Annotated in this window: 16 protein-coding genes and 3 pseudogenes; 14 read left to right on the plus strand and 5 right to left on the minus strand. The window is 56.1% G+C overall.

Features of this window, described 5'->3' with window-relative positions; translation table 11 throughout:
* Nucleotides 1-50: 50 nt before the first annotated feature.
* From AC4LFW_RS22045 to AC4LFW_RS22055, 3 genes are all read left to right on the plus strand, one after another.
* Complete coding sequence (locus tag AC4LFW_RS22045) at nt 51-1,370, plus strand: OprD family porin (RefSeq protein WP_014822255.1); 1,320 nt, start codon at nt 51-53, stop codon at nt 1,368-1,370.
* Nucleotides 1,371-1,690: 320 nt separating this feature from the next.
* On the plus strand, nt 1,691-2,365 hold the full coding sequence (locus AC4LFW_RS22050; RefSeq protein WP_008569962.1) for a heavy metal response regulator transcription factor: 675 nt from the start codon (nt 1,691-1,693) through the stop codon (nt 2,363-2,365).
* The gene (locus AC4LFW_RS22055) at nt 2,362-3,735 is read left to right on the plus strand and encodes a heavy metal sensor histidine kinase (protein WP_003292663.1); all 1,374 of its coding nucleotides are present in this window, start codon (nt 2,362-2,364) and stop codon (nt 3,733-3,735) included. Before AC4LFW_RS22050 ends, AC4LFW_RS22055 begins: the two co-directional genes overlap by 4 nt.
* A gap of 122 nt (nt 3,736-3,857) precedes the next feature.
* Here the strand turns inward: AC4LFW_RS22055 and cadR are convergent, their stop codons facing one another.
* Entirely contained in the window at nt 3,858-4,262 is a 405-nt protein-coding gene (cadR, locus tag AC4LFW_RS22060) for a Cd(II)/Pb(II)-responsive transcriptional regulator (protein ID WP_003292662.1), read from the minus strand.
* A 92-nt stretch (nt 4,263-4,354) separates the two neighbouring features.
* Here cadR and AC4LFW_RS22065 point away from each other — a divergent pair, with 92 nt between their 5' ends.
* Entirely contained in the window at nt 4,355-5,245 is an 891-nt protein-coding gene (locus tag AC4LFW_RS22065) for a cation efflux transmembrane domain-containing protein (protein WP_003292661.1), read from the plus strand.
* An 86-nt stretch (nt 5,246-5,331) separates the two neighbouring features.
* Here the strand turns inward: AC4LFW_RS22065 and AC4LFW_RS22070 are convergent, their stop codons facing one another.
* On the minus strand, nt 5,332-5,964 hold the full coding sequence (locus AC4LFW_RS22070) for an HAD family hydrolase (RefSeq protein WP_003292660.1): 633 nt from the start codon (nt 5,962-5,964) through the stop codon (nt 5,332-5,334).
* 57 nt (nt 5,965-6,021) lie between these two features.
* Nucleotides 6,022-6,825, minus strand: a pseudogene (gene tcmP / locus AC4LFW_RS22075) (three-Cys-motif partner protein TcmP); the annotation flags it as partial.
* On the opposite strand from tcmP, the pseudogene AC4LFW_RS22080 reads away from it, so the two are divergent.
* A pseudogene (locus AC4LFW_RS22080) lies at nt 6,823-7,128 on the plus strand (tyrosine-type recombinase/integrase); the annotation flags it as partial. The pseudogenes tcmP and AC4LFW_RS22080 sit on opposite strands and share 3 nt — an antisense overlap.
* A 613-nt stretch (nt 7,129-7,741) precedes the next feature.
* Here the strand turns inward: AC4LFW_RS22080 and AC4LFW_RS22085 are convergent.
* Nucleotides 7,742-8,788: a hypothetical protein gene (locus tag AC4LFW_RS22085; RefSeq protein ID WP_015275572.1), complete on the minus strand. Its 1,047-nt coding sequence runs from the start codon at nt 8,786-8,788 to the stop codon at nt 7,742-7,744.
* 198 nt (nt 8,789-8,986) lie between these two features.
* On the opposite strand from AC4LFW_RS22085, the pseudogene AC4LFW_RS22090 reads away from it, so the two are divergent.
* Together AC4LFW_RS22090 and AC4LFW_RS22095 are read left to right on the plus strand one after the other, a co-directional pair.
* Nucleotides 8,987-9,091, plus strand: a pseudogene (locus AC4LFW_RS22090) (integrase); the annotation flags it as partial.
* Between the two features lie 494 nt (nt 9,092-9,585).
* Nucleotides 9,586-11,949: a heavy metal translocating P-type ATPase gene (locus tag AC4LFW_RS22095; protein ID WP_015275571.1), complete on the plus strand. Its 2,364-nt coding sequence runs from the start codon at nt 9,586-9,588 to the stop codon at nt 11,947-11,949.
* Between the two features lie 122 nt (nt 11,950-12,071).
* Here AC4LFW_RS22095 and AC4LFW_RS22100 read toward each other — a convergent pair whose 3' ends face one another.
* Nucleotides 12,072-12,245: a hypothetical protein gene (locus tag AC4LFW_RS22100; protein WP_157372369.1), complete on the minus strand. Its 174-nt coding sequence runs from the start codon at nt 12,243-12,245 to the stop codon at nt 12,072-12,074.
* Nucleotides 12,246-12,508: 263 nt separating this feature from the next.
* Here AC4LFW_RS22100 and AC4LFW_RS22105 point away from each other — a divergent pair, with 263 nt between their 5' ends.
* The 7 genes from AC4LFW_RS22105 (at nt 12,509) to AC4LFW_RS22135 (ending at nt 19,728) form a co-directional block, all read left to right on the plus strand.
* Nucleotides 12,509-13,762: a TolC family protein gene (locus AC4LFW_RS22105; protein WP_003292652.1), complete on the plus strand. Its 1,254-nt coding sequence runs from the start codon at nt 12,509-12,511 to the stop codon at nt 13,760-13,762.
* Nucleotides 13,759-15,210 (plus strand): efflux RND transporter periplasmic adaptor subunit, encoded by a 1,452-nt coding sequence (locus AC4LFW_RS22110; protein ID WP_015275570.1) that lies wholly within the window; start codon nt 13,759-13,761, stop codon nt 15,208-15,210. The genes AC4LFW_RS22105 and AC4LFW_RS22110 overlap by 4 nt, the downstream gene beginning before the upstream one ends.
* A complete protein-coding gene (locus tag AC4LFW_RS22115; RefSeq protein ID WP_003292650.1) occupies nt 15,207-18,371 on the plus strand; it encodes an efflux RND transporter permease subunit in 3,165 nt (1,054 codons plus the stop codon). Before AC4LFW_RS22110 ends, AC4LFW_RS22115 begins: the two co-directional genes overlap by 4 nt.
* Nucleotides 18,368-18,724 carry a copper-binding protein gene (locus tag AC4LFW_RS22120; protein ID WP_003298789.1) on the plus strand — a complete coding sequence of 119 codons (357 nt, stop codon included), beginning with the start codon at nt 18,368-18,370 and terminating at the stop codon, nt 18,722-18,724. Before AC4LFW_RS22115 ends, AC4LFW_RS22120 begins: the two co-directional genes overlap by 4 nt.
* Before the next feature lie 142 nt (nt 18,725-18,866).
* Nucleotides 18,867-19,184 carry a co-regulatory protein PtrA N-terminal domain-containing protein gene (locus AC4LFW_RS22125; protein WP_003292648.1) on the plus strand — a complete coding sequence of 106 codons (318 nt, stop codon included), beginning with the start codon at nt 18,867-18,869 and terminating at the stop codon, nt 19,182-19,184.
* Between the two features lie 32 nt (nt 19,185-19,216).
* Nucleotides 19,217-19,474 carry a DUF2933 domain-containing protein gene (locus AC4LFW_RS22130; protein WP_003292647.1) on the plus strand — a complete coding sequence of 86 codons (258 nt, stop codon included), beginning with the start codon at nt 19,217-19,219 and terminating at the stop codon, nt 19,472-19,474.
* A gap of 23 nt (nt 19,475-19,497) precedes the next feature.
* The gene (locus AC4LFW_RS22135; RefSeq protein WP_003292646.1) at nt 19,498-19,728 is read left to right on the plus strand and encodes a hypothetical protein; all 231 of its coding nucleotides are present in this window, start codon (nt 19,498-19,500) and stop codon (nt 19,726-19,728) included.
* Nucleotides 19,729-19,766: the final 38 nt, after the last annotated feature.

Below are 19,766 nucleotides of genomic sequence, written 5' to 3' on the forward strand. Positions count from 1 at the left end.
GCGAAAGGCGTCATTCGAGCACTGACCTGCCGTACATAAGGAGCATCATCATGAGCAAAAAGGCCGTTTTTTCGCTGACAGCCCTTTCACTGGCATTGGGCAGCGCCCCGGTCTTTGCCCAATCGGAAACAGCCGAGGGCTTCATCGAAGGCAGCACGCTATCGCTGATAAATCGCAACTTCTATTTCAATCGGGATTTTCGCGACGGTGAGAGTGCCGCCGGCAATGGCTACTCCGAGGAATGGGCCCACGGATTGATGGCCTTCTTCGAGTCCGGATATACCCAAGGCTCGGTAGGGATTGGCTTCGACGCTTTCGCCATGCTCGGCCTCAAGCTCGACTCCGGTTCGGGGCGCTCCGGTGTGGGCGGCAGCATCGACCTGCTTCCCCACGACAGCGCTGGCGATCCTGAGGATGACTTCACACGGGTGGGGGGCGCGGTGAAAGCACGCTTGCTGGACACCGAGATCAAGGCCGGCGATGTATTTCCCACTACACCTGTCGTGCACTTCGGCGACTCTCGGCTGCTGCCGGAGTCTTTCAAGGGTGTCACCGTTGTGAACAACTCGCTGGACGACCTCACCCTTCAGGGAGGCCGCTTGCACGCGATGAGCCAGCCCAACACCAGTAACATGAACGAAGACTTCGTCACCTTCTACGGCGGGGGCGTAGACGCGCCTTGGCTCGGCTACGCAGGCGGTGACTACAGCGTGAATGAAAATATCAGTCTTAGCCTGTACACCAGCCGCCTCAAAGATGCCTGGAACCAGCATTACTTCGGTGCGTCGGCCACCTATCCGCTCTCCGATATCGTCGCGCTGCTGGCCAGCTTCAACTATTACAAGGCAACCGACGAAGGCCGTGAGTTGCTGGGCGAGTTCAACAACAACATCTGGAGCTCCAGCCTGGGTGTCGCCTTCGGCGCGCACACCGTCACGGCGTCGTATCAGCGAAACAACGGTAACAACGACTTTGACTACTTGCGCCAGGCGGACTCGATCTACCTGAACAACTCCATTCAGTACAGTGATTTCAACTCACCTAAAGAGCAGTCCTGGATGCTGCGCTACGACCTGAACATGGCGGAGTACGGCATACCCGGGCTTACTTTCATGACCCGCTACGCCCGCGGTTGGGGCGCCGATTACAGCAACGCGAACGAGGTGTACATGCGCCAAGACGATAACGGTGCGCCGCTGACGGGACAGAACCGCTGGGAACGCGACGTCGAAGCCCGCTACGTTGTACAGACTGGCTCTCTCAAGGATTTGTCTCTGCGGGTGCGCCAGGCTACCACGCGGGCGACTGCTTTCGAGTCCGACCTCGATGAGGTCCGATTCATCGCCGAGTACCCTCTCTCGATCTTGTGAAACACCATGAGCAACACCACATCTTCTTTAGTTTTGCTCCCTTGGTTTGAAGATGTGTTTCAGGCGCCCATCAGGGCGCCTTTTTTCGTTTGGTGCACCCGCTCGCGCTGCGGGTCAACCAAATGACCGGTAGATTACAAATTCGCAAGATAGCCCTCACAGGGCTTTTACCGCGTTAAAGTGCTTCCCGCTTCCCTGGGCAGATCTTTTCGCCTCTGCCTTTCACGCTAGAGCCAAGCCGCTTTCGTCTTGACCTAGTTACTACATGGATTTTTTTGGTTCCGCTTACCGCGCACCTCCTTGCCGAGTTACCTCAAAACATGCGCATCCTGGTTGTCGAAGACGAGATCAAAGCTGCGGAATACTTGCAGCAGGGTCTTATCGAATGTGGTTACTTGGTCGATTGCGTAAGTGATGGCCTCGATGGGTTTCACCTGGCACTGCAGAACGACTATGACATCGTGCTGCTAGATGTGAATCTGCCAACCATGGATGGGTGGGAGGTTCTCGAACTCATCAGGCGGCGTAAGCAGACACGCGTCATCATGCTGACTGCCAATGGCCGCTTAGAGCAAAAAGTCCGCGGCTTGGAATCGGGCGCCGACGACTATCTGGTCAAGCCGTTCCAGTTCCCCGAGCTGCTTGCCCGTATCCGGACACTGTTGCGGCGAGGCGAGGCAGTCACACTTCCGAGCAACCTGCGTGTAGCCGACCTCGAACTGGACCCGGCCCGGCATAGGGCTTACCGGAGCGGTCAGCGTATCGACCTCACCAGCAAAGAATTTGCGTTATTGCATCTGCTCATGCGCCGGACTGGCGAAGTCCTCACGCGTACGGAAATAACTGCCATGGTGTGGGACATCAATTTCGACTGCGATACCAATGTGGTGGATGTTGCGATTCGTCGCCTGCGGATGAAAGTGGACGAACCCTTCGGCGATCGCCTGATACACACCATCCGGGGTGTGGGCTACGTGCTGGAGGCGCGGCCTTGAAGCCACTCAGCCTCGCATCGCGTCTCGCGCTTCAAATCACACTGACCGGCGCCGCTTTGGTCGCGCTGCTGATTGCACTGAGCTACTGGGTACTGGTGCGCCAACTGGAACTGCGCGCCCAGGAGGAAGTGACGGCCAAGCTCTCTCAGATCGATCATGGACTCCTCGAAGACACCAAAGCCCGTATGGGCCGCTCCTGGCAACACGCATTGAGCGATACCGTACTCGGCCATGACAACCTTTCGATTACGGTCATCGGCGATACAGCGAAATCACCCATTTTCAGTATCGGCCGATTCGCCAATGCGCCGCAGCAGCTGGATCTCGTGAGCAGGGACGGCGACTATCTTGGCTGGACAACGAAAGATGGCGTGCAGATGCTAACCGGGCGCAAGCAAATCCAAGTCCCGGGACTGGCTCCAATGACGCTTTTACTTTCGCAAGATCGCAGTGCCGATCAACGGCTGGTGGCTGCATTCCTGCGCTCGGCCTTAGTGACCGTGCCGATGCTACTGATATTGATCGGATTGGCTGGATGGCTAATCGCCCAAAATGGCTTGCGGCCGCTTCGCAAGTTCCGGGCCTTGGCGACTAAGGTATCTACACAGGATCTATCACCTCGAATCCGCACCGATCGGCTTCCGCAAGAGCTCCAGGCATTGGCGCACAGCCTCAACGTAATGCTTCATCGACTCGATGACGGCGTTCAGCAACTGTCACAATTCTCGGACGATGTGGCTCATGAGTTAAAAACTCCGCTGAACAACCTGATAGGCAAGGCGCAGGTGACTTTGGTGCGTGAGCGAAGCAAGGAGCATTATCGGGAGGTGATCGAGTCGTCGGTTGAAGAACTCGAACGCATGGATCGAATCGTGTCAGACATGCTGTTTCTCGCCCAGGCCAGCCACGCCAGCCCAGCACTGAAGCTCGAACAATTATCTTTAGGAAGCGAGGCGAGGCGCGTATGTGAATACTTCGAAGTCCTTGCCGAAGAAGCGGGAGTCGCTACGACAGTAACGGGCGATGCCATGATTTTGGGAAATCGACTTATGGTCCAGCGGGCCATTTCCAACCTGCTATCCAACGCGCTGCGGCATTCAAATACTGGCAGTACGGTCGAACTTAAGATCCTTGAGGAGGACGTAGACATCGTCTCGCTGGCTGTCACCAATCATGGCGCGACTATCGAATCGGATCATCTCCCACATCTGTTCGACCGCTTTTACCGCGTTAACGGCATACAACCTCGCGGGGCAGGATTGGGGCTAGCGATTGTCCGCTCAGTGATGAACCTCCACAAAGGCCACGTGGCCGTCGCCAGCAAAGACGGTCGGACCACGTTTGAACTCACGTTTCCTCGGCAGGCCTGACTCAAAGTGATACCGCACGGAGACAGCCATCACTACGAAGGGGCAAAAACCACAGGGACAAACAACCATTTCGAGGGCATGCGCGTTGGCCGGGTAACCAGGCCCGCAAGCCCCAACGCCGTTCATTTAATGCATGCGTCCTCGCTAATTCCGGCGAGAATGCCGCAAGCCTCAACTTCCCGCCCATCGTTGCAATTAGCCCGCAGTGAAACGAGTTGTCGTTCGAGTGATTGCAGAGCGGTTATCTGGGATCTGACTTGAGAAATGTGATCATCGAGTAAGGCATTGACGGCCGTACAAGGCTGGCGAGGGTCATCCTGGTAGCTTTGGAGTGCGTGAATCTCTGGAAGTGACAGATTCAAGATTCGGCAGCGCCGGATGAAAGCTAGCCGCTCGCCATGCTTCTCGGTGTAGACACGATAGCCGTTCGCCTGGCGATCAGGCGGTGGCAACAAGCCCTGCTGCTCATAGAAGCGGATCGTCTGTGTATCAATCCCTATTAGCCTTGCTAACTGACCAATGCGCATCGTGTGAATCCTCATCGGCTCTGCGTTATTGACCTTATAGTAGCTATAAGGCTTTTAATGATCCCATCTTCGATTTCAAGTGGAGCCGTATCATGAGCAAGTCCGATGGTCCCTGCGGCTGCGATGCGACACCAGCCGCTGATGCCGATATGCAAAACCCTTCCGATACGACGGGGCAATGGGTCAGTGTTTACGCCGTGCCCAAGATGGATTGTCCATCAGAAGAGCGAATGATCCGCTTGGCGCTGAATGGTTTGGACGGAGTTCGGAAGCTGACTTTTGATCTGTCGGACCGTCGGTTAGATGTCATGCATGACAGTGCCGTTGAGCCCATAACCAAAAAGCTGGCGACGTTAGGGCTAGGCGCCACTCTTCAGAAAACTGTCGCGGCAGACCCTGAGATGATCAAAGCCGCCGAGAATCCGGCGAACTCTACACAGGAATCCCGCTCCCTACGTTTACTGTTAGGCATCAACGCCTTCATGTTCGTGGTAGAGATGACTGCTGGCCTGATTGCCAGGTCCGCGGGTCTGATTGCCGATTCGCTCGACATGTTCGCTGACGCGGCAGTGTACGGCCTGGCCCTTTATGCGGTTGGGCGCAGCGTCAATCTGCAGGTGCGTGCTGCACACCTTGCTGGTGTGCTCCAGCTGATTTTGGCCCTCGGCGTGCTCGTAGAGGTGATCAGACGCTTTATATTCGGCAGCGAGCCCGAGTCGCTGATAATGATGGCCGTCGCGTTCCTGGCATTGCTCGCCAACACGGGTTGTTTGCTGCTGATTTCCAAACACCGGGAAGGTGGTGCTCACATGAAAGCGAGCTGGATATTCTCCGCCAATGATGTGGTCATCAACATGGGCGTCATAGTCGCCGGAGCGCTCGTCGCTTGGACTGGGTCCAACTACCCAGACCTGATTATCGGTACCGTCGTGGGATTCATCGTTCTCAACGGCGCTCGGCGTATTCTGGCGCTCAAGGGTTGAAGGAGCTCCCGTTACAGAAAAAGGGTGTCTTCATGCCTGTAAGCCATCCGGGTCTAGCGGCGTCAGCTAAAACTGGCGACGCCGCTTTAGCCGTTGGCGGATGGTGGGTATTGCAGAACGTGGGCTGCAAAGTCCATCAGCGAGACGAAGCCGCACTGATCGGCTTTTCCTTCACGCTGTAGGTGGTAGCCCCGCATGCCTTGCCCAATTGGACCAAGCATATCGGCTTGCAACGTGTCACCGATCATTGCGATAGCGGAGGCTTCGCAGCCAAGCTGTTCGATCATCTGACGATAGATTGCGGGCTCAGGCTTTATTGTCCCAACCTCAAAGCTCCATCCGTAAACATCGAACGACGGCAGTAACAGTTTGGCCGGAATCGCATATGGGGCTGCGAGATTGGAGCACAACGCGAGATTCAGGCCGGCGTCCTTTAGCTGATTTAGCGACTCCAACGCATCATCGAAAAGGCGAACGCTGGCCAGCTCGGTGAAAAGGTCGCTTTCAAGGCTAGCTAACTCAGAGTTGCTCAACTGCGCACCGAAATAATCGGCAGCTCCAGCCAAGCCCAGATTTCGAGTCATCAGAGTCCGTGCGTCATCCGGCCTTGGTGTTTTGCCCTGAAGCCGCAGGTTCTGCATCAGTTGGCGGAAAGGATGGCGGCGCTCACCTATCTGGAGAAGCGTGCCAAACACATCGAAAACTACTGCTTGTATCATGCCGGTACCTCTACCGTTGGAGGCGAACCGCCCACCCGAAGAGCGATGCCGCCCCTCTCAGTTTTCTGAACTGGATTTCTTCAGAGGTGGCACGAAGAAGATGGGTCTTTGCGGGGGCGCTATCAGGATATCTGTCGACTTGATGCTTGTGCCTTTTCGACGCCTTGTTTTGCCGTTCTTGTCGACCGCCAGCAGATCACCGGTCGCGACAGCAATGTCGAGTGCCTGCTTTACGCGAAGCTCGTCAGCCATGGTGTAGTTGGTCAATCCGCTCATCAGGCCCAAAAAAGGTTGCCGTTCTACCTCGTAGACCTGTTTGGGCAAGAGCTCCGAAAGTTCTCCTCGGATGCGGTCATTGGTAGCATCGTCGAAATAATGCTCATCCAACAGCAAATCGTGCTGACCTGTCACGGCGATATCCCGATTGGCGTCGTAGCTGAAAAAGCTGGAAGGCGACAGCATATGGGAAAAGTTGTTGCCGTATTTCCAGTGGATCTTCTTCATCACATCGTTAGCGCGGTAGTTGTTCGCCAGATGGATAAACCAATAGGCCATCGGGTTGCTGCCGGCCGGACGAATGAAGAAGACGGTCATGTACTGGGCACCGCTTTCCTGCTTGATCCCCTCGGACAGATAGCGCTGGATCAGGTATTGCCAGCTCCGTGGCTGATGCGCCTTCAGCTGTTTAAGCATGTCCCATGGCACATGCTGATCCAAGCCGATATTTGCAATGGCTTTCCGGTTCGCTTGGCGGTCGGCTAGATACGTAACCAAAAAATCGACATTGAAGGTCAGCAGGACCTCGGCTTTGTTGAGATTCTGGAAAATCCATTTGATCTTAGGGAACGGCACATCGCCATACATCATGCCCAGCCCCGCAGCGAGGATTGCCTTTTTCCGAGCCGGCTGCATATCTCAGACCATCTATCCACTCGTCAATACGCTCGTATCGTCAAAGGTTGGGTGAAAGCCATTGGCCCTGATCCAGCCCTGTATGGCATTCACACAATAAGACGTACGAAGGCATCGCTGATCTATCGCAGGACGAAGAACCTGCGGGCAGTTCAACTGTTGCTCGGCCATACGAAGCTGGAGAGCACCGTTCGATATCTGGGGATTGAGGTCGATGATGCCCTAGAGATGGCGGAACAGACCGAGGTTTGACCATGCATAGCGACGGTCGAAGCCAGGCCGTCGCTAACCGGCCAATAGCCGCCCTAGTCTGCCCACCAGTTCGGTATGACAGATGCTAGGCCGGTCAGGGCGCCGACTACCCCAATCATGATGCTACTCCAGAAGGTTACCGGCTCGCGGCGCTGCCTACGCTCCTCGCGGATGTCTGCCCTGACAATGCGAATGCCAGCATCTGTGAGATACCTGGGCTCCCGCGGGTCGCTATCAAATTCGACTCGCCCCCAGAAAGTCCTGTCATCGCGATCAGGCAGTGGGACACCGAGGCGGTCTGCCTCTATCATCCAGTACTCGGTCAAGATCAGCAGCCGCCATTCGTACAGACTGTCCGACTTCTGAATATAGTCCTGAAGCTGTCCATCCTGTTCCGGTTGGACGGTGTGGGGCGGGTGCATCTTCTCCAGTTCGGACCTGGCTTTTTCGCACTTGGCCAACTCAGATCGCATCACTCGGTAATGCTTTGTCCACATCGCTCGCCCCTCCCTTGGAAGAGCGCGACGCTACCTGACTGCAAATCTGAATACCACCTTGCCCGGCCGAATCCTTGCCCGATGCGCGGCCGGCGGGCGTGCCGTGGAGTATAGGGCTAGCCCAAAATAATAGGGGATGGAAGAATCGATTGAGCATTCGGCTGAACGTATCGTCGGGATAATAGGCATTTAGTAAAATTCAATGCCAATGCTTCGGAATCAGTGGTAACTCCCGGCTGTAACATGCTACCGCGCCCTTCGACAAGAATGGCTGCAAACGACAATAAGCTAATTAAATTAAAAAGCCGCAAGAAATTACTCGGTGTTGCGTAGCCTTTAAAGAATCCATGCGCAATCCCATGCCGATTTAAAACAAAGTGCGATGGTAACGACTCTGTATGACCGTAAAAACACCCACGGAAGTACATTTCCATGCTCTCCAGCATCTGCACTCGCTCATGATATCGACTTAAATAGTTTATCGTTAATTCCTTGTCTGGATACCAATCATAACCTGCGACCAGTCGTTTCAACTCACCTTGCTTTATTCGATGAAAAACCTTTAGAAGCGTCTCTATATTCACGGCATCCTTAACTGGAAGAGAGACGTGCTTTCCAAGCTCTCTTAGGAACCCTTCTATGCAAGGCAGAATTCCAACAATTGCCACGCCGTACAGACCCAGACAGTATGCCTTTACAGCCTCAATCAGCTGTTCTTGATACTGAGCAAAAGTGATGCGCTGAGACCATGCCCCACAAATCAGGTCGGCCATTCGTGGGGGCGTGTACATTTCCAACAGCATATTATTCGCGTGAGCGTACCTTTCCTCTTCACTGTTGCTTTTCGAGATTTTTCCGCCGTATTCAGATAGAAATCCAAAGCTATGATATGGGGGGAGTACTATCTCAGTAGTCGCAAACGTATCTCTGTACCAAGCTAGCCCAGAGCCCACTTTGATTTCCGAAAGATCTCTTGGAAAAAATGCACACTCACCAGATGAAACAATTTTATATCCGCGAATATCCCGAAAACAGCTCAGCTTCGCTTCCTGCAAACTATCAAACTCATGCTTCCCTCGATGTAAGCAAGCTTCTACTGCTTTTATTCCTCGCCCCAGCGCCATCGATTTTCTGCACTGCTTGTAAGCCTTAGCGAAGTCCATAGCTGCCCTTGTTATTCGACCCACTGATTCGATCGAACCTACCTGACAACACCTAGCCACGCAAACCATCTGCCGGCGCAGCCCGGCGGTAATGACTGACACGCAATTATTAGACGAATTTGAACGTCAGCTTCTGGCCGGTTAGCGACCATTGCTCTGGCTAGCCATCCTTGTCCTCCCACACGTGGAGGACTTGCCATGAACATCATCGCTACCTGGAGCCGTCAGCCCTGGAACAAAGGGAAATTGGTCGGGCAGAAAATCCCGCTCCGACTGAGAGATATCTGGGCGATCCGAGTAAGGGGTCATGCCGAGATATAAGTAAAATTCACTCACTTCGCACGTAACGTGTTGATGCCAAGAGAATTTACCAAATCGACCGCACAGCCTCTGATCGTGGACTATCTTTTCTGACTCCTCAGAAAAGGAGTTCCTATGGCTTCATTAGAGCGTACGGCGTATCCCACTCTGCCAAAGGCGTATTCAAAAGCAGAGTACCTGCGCTTAGGCTTTTGCACGGTTCGGTATTCATCAAAATGAAGCGGCCGAGCATCGAACAATGGAGGCATAGGCTAGGCCAGCAGGCGGTATCTGCGCGAGCTACTTTTCCAGCAGCTCGCTTCAACATACATACGACCTGACATACCAGAGAACCTGACAGAAATGTAATGGTTACTTCAGCCTTTGGTCAGGACGCTTTGCATATATTGGCTGTCAGACGCTGCAAGCATTGAAAAACCGCAAATGTCCCTGCAATAGGCCAAGTTCGTCGCTAACCAATCCATAAGGTGCCCCGTATGTCCTCTCAGCAGTGCCATCACCAGCCCGACCAAACGAAAGGTACTGCAGCACTCACAGACCCCGTCTGCGGGATGAAGGTGGAAGAGGATAGCGAGCATCAAGAGCATTATCAGGGAAGCACTTACCGCTTCTGCAGCCAGGGTTGCCAGACCAAGTTTCGTTCCGACCCTGCTCGATATCTCGCTGCACCGCAGGCTCATGGAACCTCCTCTCGGGCATCTACCCCACCCGCACAGAAACCACCCGCCGGTGATGCAACGACAGAGTACACCTGCCCGATGCACCCTGAGATCCGCCAAATGGGTCCAGGTGATTGCCCTATCTGTGGGATGTCATTGGAACCTCTGATCCCTGAACTCGACGAGGAGGAGAATCCCGAACTCAAGGACTTCTCGAAGCGATTCTGGTGGTCTCTGCCCCTGACCGTAGCAGTAACCCTGTTGGCAATGGCGGGACATGCGATACCGCTGTTTCACGGGGCTAGCCAGAACTGGGTTGAACTGGCCCTCACGACCCCGGTTGTCTTGTGGGCAGGCTGGCCATTTTTCGCGCGCGGTCTCGCCTCGGTCAAACATCGCAGCCCAAACATGTGGACCTTGATCGGGCTTGGCACGGGGGCTGCCTATATTTACAGCGTCGTAGCAACCCTCTTACCGAGCATGTTTCCAGAGTCATTCACAGTAGGCGGCCGGATAGGCGTTTATTACGAAGCCGCCGCGGTGATCATTTCATTGACTCTGCTGGGCCAGTTGCTGGAATTGAAGGCCCGCTCGCAGACGTCCTCGGCAATTAAGTCCCTGCTTGGCTTATCACCTAAAACCGCTCGCCGTATCGCCAAAGATGGTTCAGAGGAGGACATCCCGCTCACACATGTTCATGAGGGCGACCATCTGCGCGTTCGTCCTGGTGAAAAGGTACCCGTTGATGGAGAGGTATTGGAGGGCGAGAGCGCCGTCGATGAATCCATGCTAACGGGCGAGCCGGTTCCGGTGACGAAGCGGACAGGCGATTCGCTTATCGGCGCGACGATGAACACGAGCGGCTCGCTTGTCATGCGAGCCACCAGGGTTGGCTCCGGGACTATGCTTTCACAAATCGTCCAGATGGTTGCGAATGCACAACGCTCCAAAGCACCCATGCAGCGAATGGCAGACACGGTTGCAGGTTATTTCGTGCTGACGGTCATCGGTATCGCCTTGCTGACATTCTTTGCATGGGGCCTGTTCGGGCCTGACCAGGGCTGGGTATTCGGCCTGATCAATGCAGTTGCGGTTTTGATCATTGCTTGCCCTTGCGCACTTGGCCTGGCAACGCCTATGTCGATCATGGTTGCCACAGGCAAAGCGGCTGGAAGTGGAGTGCTTTTCAGAGACGCAGGCGCCATCGAAAATGTCCGTAAGGTAGACACGCTGATTGTCGATAAAACAGGAACCTTGACCGAGGGCCGACCTGTCTTCGATCGGGCCATAGGCGTCACGCCGTTTGACTCGCAGGAAGTCATCCGTTTGTCTGCCAGCTTGGATCAAGGTAGTGAGCATCCCCTAGCCCACGCGATCGTAGACCATGCCAGAAGCGAAGGTCTCCAGCTGGCGAAGCCAGAGACCTTCGAGTCAGGGTCAGGGATCGGAGTCCGTGGTCTGGTGGAAGGCAAGCAGCTACAGCTAGGCAACACCGCGCTTATGGAAGATGCGGGTGTGAGCGTCGAGCCGTTGAAATATCAGGCAGAAAAAATGCGCGAGAGCGGTACCAGCATTGTGTACCTGGCTGTTGATGGGGCACTTGCCGGCTTGCTGGCCGTATCGGACCCAATCAAACCGACTTCCAAGGAAGCTGTAGCGCGGCTCCAAGCGGAGGGCGTGCAAGTCATCATGGCCACCGGCGACGGGCTTACCACTGCCCGCGCGGTGGCTCGTGAGCTATCGCTCGATGAGGTGCATGGCGAAGTGAAGCCGCAGGACAAGGAGGCGCTGGTGGTTAAGCTACAAGCCCTAGGTAAAGTAGTCGCCATGGCAGGCGACGGAATAAATGATGCGCCGGCGCTCGCCAGGGCTGATGTCGGCATAGCGATGGGCACGGGCACTGACGTCGCCATGAACAGCGCCCAAGTTACGCTCGTTAAAGGTGACCTGATGGGGATACTGCGCGCGCGCACGCTTTCGGTGGCGACGGTTCGCAATATGCGTCAGAACCTTCTGTTTGCCTTTATGTACAACGGGTTGAGCATCCCGATTGCCGCAGGTCTGCTCTATCCGTTCTTCGGACTGTTGCTGTCTCCGATGATTGCTGCCCTGGCCATGAGCCTCAGCTCAGCATCGGTTGTGTTCAACGCACTCCGGCTCCGTCAAACGCGTGTAGTTTGAAGCCTGTCGGCTTAGGCTTAGGCTTCGGTTGCGAAGCGACCGATTGCCTCATTGATTGCTCATGAATTGCCCCGTAAGCTGGAAATATGACGTCCTACATGCGCTCCTTCCTTATCCTGCTGCTAGTGCTTGCGCTTCAGATCAATGGGATAGCGGAAATGCTCATGACGGTTGGATCGTCCGGGCATCACATGATGTCCGATATGGAAGGTGTGGGCGCCATGACGACCGACCACGCTTCGATGGTTGGCGCCGATGACGGTGCTGAACACGAGTGCTGTGAAGCGAATGAGCATGGAACGGCGACCGTCTGCAAGACGGGCCAAGAATGCAAAACTGCAAGTATCCTTCAGCTTGTCTCAATAAAAGCCCAGCTGATGCCTGCTGCTAAACCCGTGACCACTCCCTATAACGGCCTGATCCCCTCTAGCCTTTTAGACGCCGTCTGGCGTCCACCCCGCGTCTAATTCCGATCAAATTATAGGAACCGCCCGAGTGAGCATTCGGGCCGGCTACTGCGCGCCTTTGGCTCGCATGAAAGATCAGGAATCCTTCGCAAATGAAACCCCGTATTTATTGGGCGCCGCCGTACGTGGCCGCCTTGATCATGGGCGCGCTCTCGTTTCCAGGGTTAGCGTCCGCTTTGACCTTAGAACAAGCTCTGAGCGTGGCCGAGCAAGACGCGCCTTCGCTGCATGCGCAAGCCGCCAACCTGGTGGCCGCACGCAGCGCTGCAATCCCTGCCGGCGAGCTTCCTGACCCTAAACTTAAGCTTGGACTGCAAAGCGTGCCCATCGAAGGTGACGCTCGCTGGCAGTTGGAGCAAGAGGCCATGACCATGCAAATGGTTGGGGTCATGCAAGATGTGCCAAACCGAGCGAAAAGGCGCGCTCGTGTCGAGGCCGCGCAGGCTAGTGTTGCGCTCGCAAACGCCCAGCAAACGGTTGAACGTCTCGGTGTGCGCCAAGCAACCGCCGAGGCATGGATCGCTAGCTTCGCGGTCGAGCAGAAGCTAAGCCTTTTCAAGCAGCTTTACAGCGAGAATCAGCTCCTTTCGCGGGCTGTTCAGGCCCGCATTGCTGGCGGCAGCGGACAAACCGCAGACAGCGTACTTCCGAGGCAAGAGGCAGCATTGCTGGCTGAACAAGAGGATGAGCTGCTGCGTAACCAGGCTGTTGCGCGGGCCGGCCTCCGGCGCTGGATAGGCGAGCTAGCAGGCCAGCCGCTTACAGGTGACTGGCCGCAATGGCTTGCCGCCGTTGATAACTATCAGCACAACCTGAACCGGCACCCGGCGTTACTCGCCTTCGACCCGATGACTCGTGAAGCGGAGGCAAAGGTTCACCAGGCCATCGCAGAGAAAACACCGGATTGGAGTTGGGGGATCGACTACCTGCGACGTGGCCGTGAGTACGGCGACATGGTGAACCTCAGCGTCAGCTTCGACCTGCCGCTGTTTACCAGCTCTCGGCAGGATCCGAAGATCGCGGCCGAACGAGCTCGCCTTGCCCAGATCGAGGCTCAGCGCCAAGCGACCTTGCGCCTGTACAACCAAGAGCTGAGTACTGACCTCGCTGAGTATCAGCGTCTGGACCGCGCACTCATCCGCCTCGACAAAACCTTACTACCCCTCGCTGAAGAGAAGGTCCGCCTTGCCATGGCCGATTACCGCTCCGGAAGCGGTGAGCTGACCGCTGTGATCGAAGCGCGACGACAGCTTGTGGAGACTCGGCTACGGCGTATTGACGTCGCCCGCGATCGATCGTTGAGCAATGCCCGCCTGCATTTCGCCTTTGGAGATACCCGACCATGACATTCCAACACAAGCGGCTGGTACTCGCCTTCAGTCTGCCTCTGATGATTAGCGCTGCAGCGCTAATCGGTCTGCCTACCGCAGCCTTCGGACAATCGCCTGCAGAAGAAGACAAGGAAGTGCTCTATTGGTATGACCCTATGGTCCCCCAGCAAAAGTTCGATAAGCCGGGCAAGTCGCCATTCATGGATATGGAATTGATTCCACGCTATGCAGATGAGGGAAGCGACGGGGCATCGATCAGTATCGACCCGAGCGTGACGCAGAATCTCGGCGTGCGCTTTGCAACCGTAACGCGTGAATCGATCAGCCAGTCGCTCGAAGCGACAGGCGCATTGATGTTCGACGAGCGAGACGTGGCGGTTGTGCAGGCGCGTGCCGGTGGCTTTGTCGAGCGCGTTTACGACCGAGCACCGGAGGATGTCATCGAAAAAGGCGCGCCGTTAGCCGATCTGCTGGTTCCCGAATGGGTTGCCGCACAGGAAGAGTACCTGGCGCTCAAAGGGATTGGCGAACCCCAGCTGCTCGCAGCGGCTCGCCAGCGGTTGCGCCTTGCTGGCATGCCGCCAGAAGTCATAGTGCAGCTAGAACGAACTGGTAAAGCGCGCCCTGTTTGGACAGTGAGGAGTCCAATAGGCGGCGTGCTGAACAGCCTCGACGTTCGCGAGGGCATGACCGTATCCACTGGTGCGTCTCTGGCACGTGTTAATGGGCTGGAAAAGGTATGGTTAGAGGTTGCGGTGCCTGAGGCGCAGGTTGCAAATGTGGCGCCTGGGCAGCTGGTCAACGCGCGCCTCCCGGCCTTTGCAGGTGAAGTTCTGGAAGGGACGATCCAGGCCGTACTACCACAAGCCAACTTGGATAGCCGTACTGTGCGCGTCCGGGTTGAACTGCCTAATCCGCAACAACGGCTTCGTCCCGGCATGACGGCCGAGGTGACGTTGAGTCGCAACGTCGAAGATGTCTTGGTCATCCCGTCCGAGGCGGTCATTCGCACCGGTCGGCGCGCATTGGTGATGCTGGCCGAGGATCAAGGCCGTTACCGCCCGATTGAGGTTCGCACAGGCCGGGAATTCGATGACCAGACAGAGGTGCTTGAAGGGCTGGAAGCCGGTCAGAAGGTCGTGGCGTCCGGTCAGTTTCTCCTGGATTCAGAGGCGAGCCTACGCGGGCTGACCGCTCAGGGTTTGGAGGAGCCTGCAACTTCTACAGAACCTGCGCTGCACGAGGCTGAAGGTACGATCGTCAGCCTGGAAGATGGCATGGTTGGCCTGTCGCATGGGCCGTTCAAGACGCTGAACATGCCTGGGATGACAATGTCCTTTCCGGTTGCAGATCAATCGCTCCTAACAAAGTTGCAGACCGGCGATCACGTCCGTGTCGGCGCGCGTGAAAGCGAAGAGGGCCTGGTCATTGAGCACATCGAGAAGCTGGGGGGCCAGCGATGATCGCAGCCATAATTCGCTGGTCAGTGGCCAACCGCTTTCTGATCCTGCTGGCTACTGTGTTCGCGGTGGCTTGGGGTGTCTGGTCGGTCAAAAACACCGCTGTTGATGCATTGCCAGACCTTTCCGACGTTCAGGTCATCATCCGCACGCCATACCCCGGGCAGGCGCCCCGGATCGTTGAGAATCAGGTCACCTACCCACTGACGACGACCATGCTGTCTGTCCCCGGCGCAAAGACGGTCCGCGGCTACTCCTTCTTCGGGGATAGCTACGTGTACGTCCTGTTTGAGGACGGCACCGACCTCTATTGGGCCCGTTCTCGGGTGCTGGAGTACCTGAGTCAGGTGCAGAGTCGGCTTCCCGCCGCCGCCAAACCCGCTTTGGGCCCTGACGCCACAGGTGTCGGCTGGATCTACCAATATGCTTTGGTAGACCGAACGGGCAAACATGACCTCTCGCAGCTGCGCTCTTTGCAAGATTGGTTCCTGCGCTATGAGCTCAAGACACTGCCCAACGTGGCGGAAGTCGCGCCCATAGGCGGGATGGTCAAGCAGTATCAGGTCGTACTGGATCCCGTGCGCATGGCAAGCAGGGGCGTGACGCAGCAGCAGATTGCAAAGGCGATCGATGAAGCCAACCGTGAAACCGGCGGGAGTGTTCTGGAACTCGCAGAAACCGAGTTCATGGTCCGTGCGACCGGGTATCTCAAGACACTCAAAGACTTTCGAGCCATTCCTTTGCGTCTCGACGGCGGCGTGCCTGTGACGCTAGGGGACGTTGCGCATATCCAGCTCGGCCCGGAAATGCGCCGGGGCATCAGCGAGCTTGACGGTGAAGGTGAGGTAGTCGGCGGCGTGGTGATCCTGCGGAGCGGCAAGAACGCTCGGGAAACCATCGCTGCCGTTCAGACCAAACTGGATGAGCTGAAAGCGAGCCTGCCCCAAGGCGTCGAAATCGTCACGACGTACGACCGTAGCAAGCTGATCGACAGTGCCGTTGAAAACCTCACGCACAAGCTCATCGAGGAGTTCATTGTCGTTGCGTTGGTTTGCGCGATTTTTCTGTGGCATCTGCGCTCGTCGTTGGTCGCCATCGTGTCGTTGCCGATCGGCATCCTGATTGCTTTTGTGATCATGCAGCGGCAAGGCATCAACGCCAACATCATGTCGTTGGGTGGCATCGCGATCGCCATCGGAGCGATGGTCGATGCAGCAATCGTCATGATCGAAAACGCCCACAAGCACATTGAGGCCTGGCACAAGCGGCATCCTGACTCCACCTTGAAGGGCCAGGAGCACTGGAAGGTCATTACTGACGCGGCTGTTGAAGTGGGGCCGGCACTGTTCTTCAGCCTGCTGATCATCACGCTGTCGTTCATACCAGTGTTCACCCTGGAGGCGCAGGAAGGCCGGCTGTTCGGTCCACTGGCGTTCACCAAAACCTATGCAATGGCAGCCGCCGCGGGCCTGTCTGTCACGCTGGTTCCGGTGCTCATGGGGTATTGGATCAGGGGCAAAATCCCTGACGAACACCGTAATCCACTCAACCGTGGCCTCATCTGGATCTACAAGCCGGCCCTGGACGCGGTACTGCGCTGGCCCAAGATGACTCTGCTGGTGGCTGTTCTGGTCTTCCTGACAGGCTTGTGGCCGGCCTCTCGCCTTGGTGGGGAGTTCTTGCCCCCGCTGGATGAAGGTGACCTCCTTTATATGCCCACTGCGCTTCCAGGCCTCTCCGCTCAGAAGGCTTCTGAGCTACTGCAGCAGACGGACCGGCTCATAAAAACGGTTCCAGAAGTTGCACACGTGTTCGGTAAGGCTGGTCGAGCCGACACCGCTACAGATCCCGCCCCGCTGGAAATGTTCGAGACGACCATTCAGTTCAAGCCGAAGGATCAATGGCGCCCTGGGATGACGCCTGACAAGCTGGTTGAGGAGTTGGATCGCACCGTACAGGTACCTGGATTAGCCAATCTGTGGATCCCGCCGATTCGAAACCGTATCGATATGCTGGCGACGGGTATCAAGAGCCCGATCGGGGTGAAAGTGTATGGCACTGACTTGGCACAGATCGACAAAGCCACCCAGGCAGTGGAAAAAATCGCCAAAACGGTGCCTGGGGTCAGTTCGGCACTTGCTGAGAGACTGACCGGCGGCAGGTATATCGATGTGGATATCGATCGTGTCGCCGCCGCACGCTACGGCCTGAATATCGCGGACGTGCAATCGATCGTGGCCGGTGCCATCGGTGGTCAAACCATTGGTGAAACCGTGGAAGGGCTCGCCAGGTATCCGATCAACCTCCGCTATGGCCGCGAGTGGCGCGACTCGATATCCGATCTGCGCAACCTACCGATCTACACGCCGCAAGGCAGCCAGATCACGTTGGGGACCGTGGCCAAAGTACAGGTGACAGACGGACCGCCCATGCTTAAAAGCGAAAACGCAAGGCTGTCGGGCTGGGTTTACGTCGATGTTCGTGGCCGCGACATGGCGGCTGTGGTGGGCGATCTGAGGGAAAAGATCAGCAAAGGGGTCCAGCTCGAATCCGGCATGAGCATCAGCTATTCCGGCCAATTCGAATTCATGGAGCGAGCTAACGCGAAGCTGAAGCTCGTCGTGCCGGCTACCTTGCTCATCATTTTTGTCTTGCTCTACCTCACGTTTGGGCGCTTTGGGGAGGCGTTGCTGATCATGGCCACGCTGCCATTCGCCCTAACCGGTGGCGTCTGGTTCCTCTATTTGCTCGGGTACAACCTATCCGTAGCGACAGGAATCGGTTTCATCGCACTGGCAGGCGTTTCTGCTGAGTTCGGCGTCATTATGCTGCTGTATTTGAAGAACGCATGGACAGATCGGGTTAACGCTGGAGCCCATGGCGAAGGCGTACTGCTCGACGCAATCCGCGAAGGCGCTGTGCAGCGGGTGCGCCCCAAGGCCATGACCGTAGCAGTGATTATCGCCGGTCTGCTGCCCATCCTCTGGGGTAGCGGAACCGGCAGCGAAATCATGAGCCGCATCGCCGCGCCCATGGTGGGCGGGATGATCACCGCCCCTTTGCTCTCCCTGTTCGTTCTGCCGGCAGCTTACCTGCTGATGCGCCGCCGGCAATTGCGAGTTACCACCCAGCAAGCAACCAACCCCACTGGAGAACATCCATGAACATTAAGCACATCACCCTTGCCTCACTCTTCCTGGTGCCAGTCGCCTATGCCGCCGACAAGGAGCCAATGGACGGCATGCCGATGGATCACAAAGGCATGAACATGCCAATGGACCAGAAGTCGGCGGGACAGACCGCTACAGCCACAGGTACGGTCAAGAAAGTAAACACCGAGAGCGGAACCGTCACCATTGCCCACGGCCCGGTCGAAGCGTTGGGCTGGCCGTCGATGACGATGGGCTTCAAAGCAAAGCCTGATCAGCTCCAAACGCTGAAAGAAGGGGACCAGGTCGAATTCGAGTTCTCCTCGAAAGGTATGGATTCCACCATTACGCGCATCGAAAAGCAGTAAAGAGCAGAAAGCGACCGCCGCAGGCGCGGCGGTCGTACCAACACGAGAATGAAGCGATTACCGCTTTGTAACCTTGGCAACAGCTTCTTGTAAGTAGCAAGCCTTTAATCTACAGGCATCAACTAACCAAGAGGTGCAAACCATGAACCGCATAACCAAAGTAATCGTTCCTTTTATTCTGACCGTTGCTTCCTCGCTTGCAATGGCCGAAGGCGGAAGCGAACGTACGCTGAATCGCTTAAATGACTCGGCAGGAGCAAAGCCCACCCTTAAGGAGCTTGTCAAAGAGGGTCAAGTGCTGAGCATCGCACCTGCAGGGGCGACCGGCACGACTCGAATGATTCAAAACTATAGAACTAGTGCCCAAGTCCAGACGTATGAGATGAAGGTCAAGACCCCCGACGGGAAGATCCATACGGTAGAGTTCCTGAGCACCCCAGTTGGCGTGAACAATGGCTAATCTGCCAAGCTTAATATCCGAGGGATAGTTAGATGAGCAGCATAATATCCAAGATTAAAAGCGTACTGCAGCGCAATCCGGTCGTAACGGGGTTAACCGCAGCTGTGGTTGGCTACATGCTACTGAACCAAAGCACTGCGGCGTTGGCAACAACGCTGCCAAGCCTGCTCTTTCTCTTGCCCTGCTTGTTGATGATGGTCGTATGCATGAAGCATATGTCTAGCGGTAAGTGCGACAAGCCCAAGGAGCCCAACGTTGGCGAAAACACCTTGTTAAGCAAAAGCGAATAACCCACTGAACTTAGAGATTTAACATGCGAAAGGCCATCACCGTTACAGCAATCGCAATCACCTTGGCGAGCGGACTGAGTTTCGCAGCGGCAGATAAAGCGGACCAAAGCCATTCAGAAACCGGCATGATGAGCGGCGACAAGCATATGGAAATGATGGGTGACATGCGTGGAATGATGAAAGAGTGTCGTGAGATGATGGGGGCCGCCAAAGCCGACCACTCGCAAAATGGCGAAAATCCAGACGCAGCATAGGATATGAGGGTGTGAGTAACAATGATCGAAGCAGGTGG

The organism is Stutzerimonas sp. C6.4V (assembly GCF_058536345.1).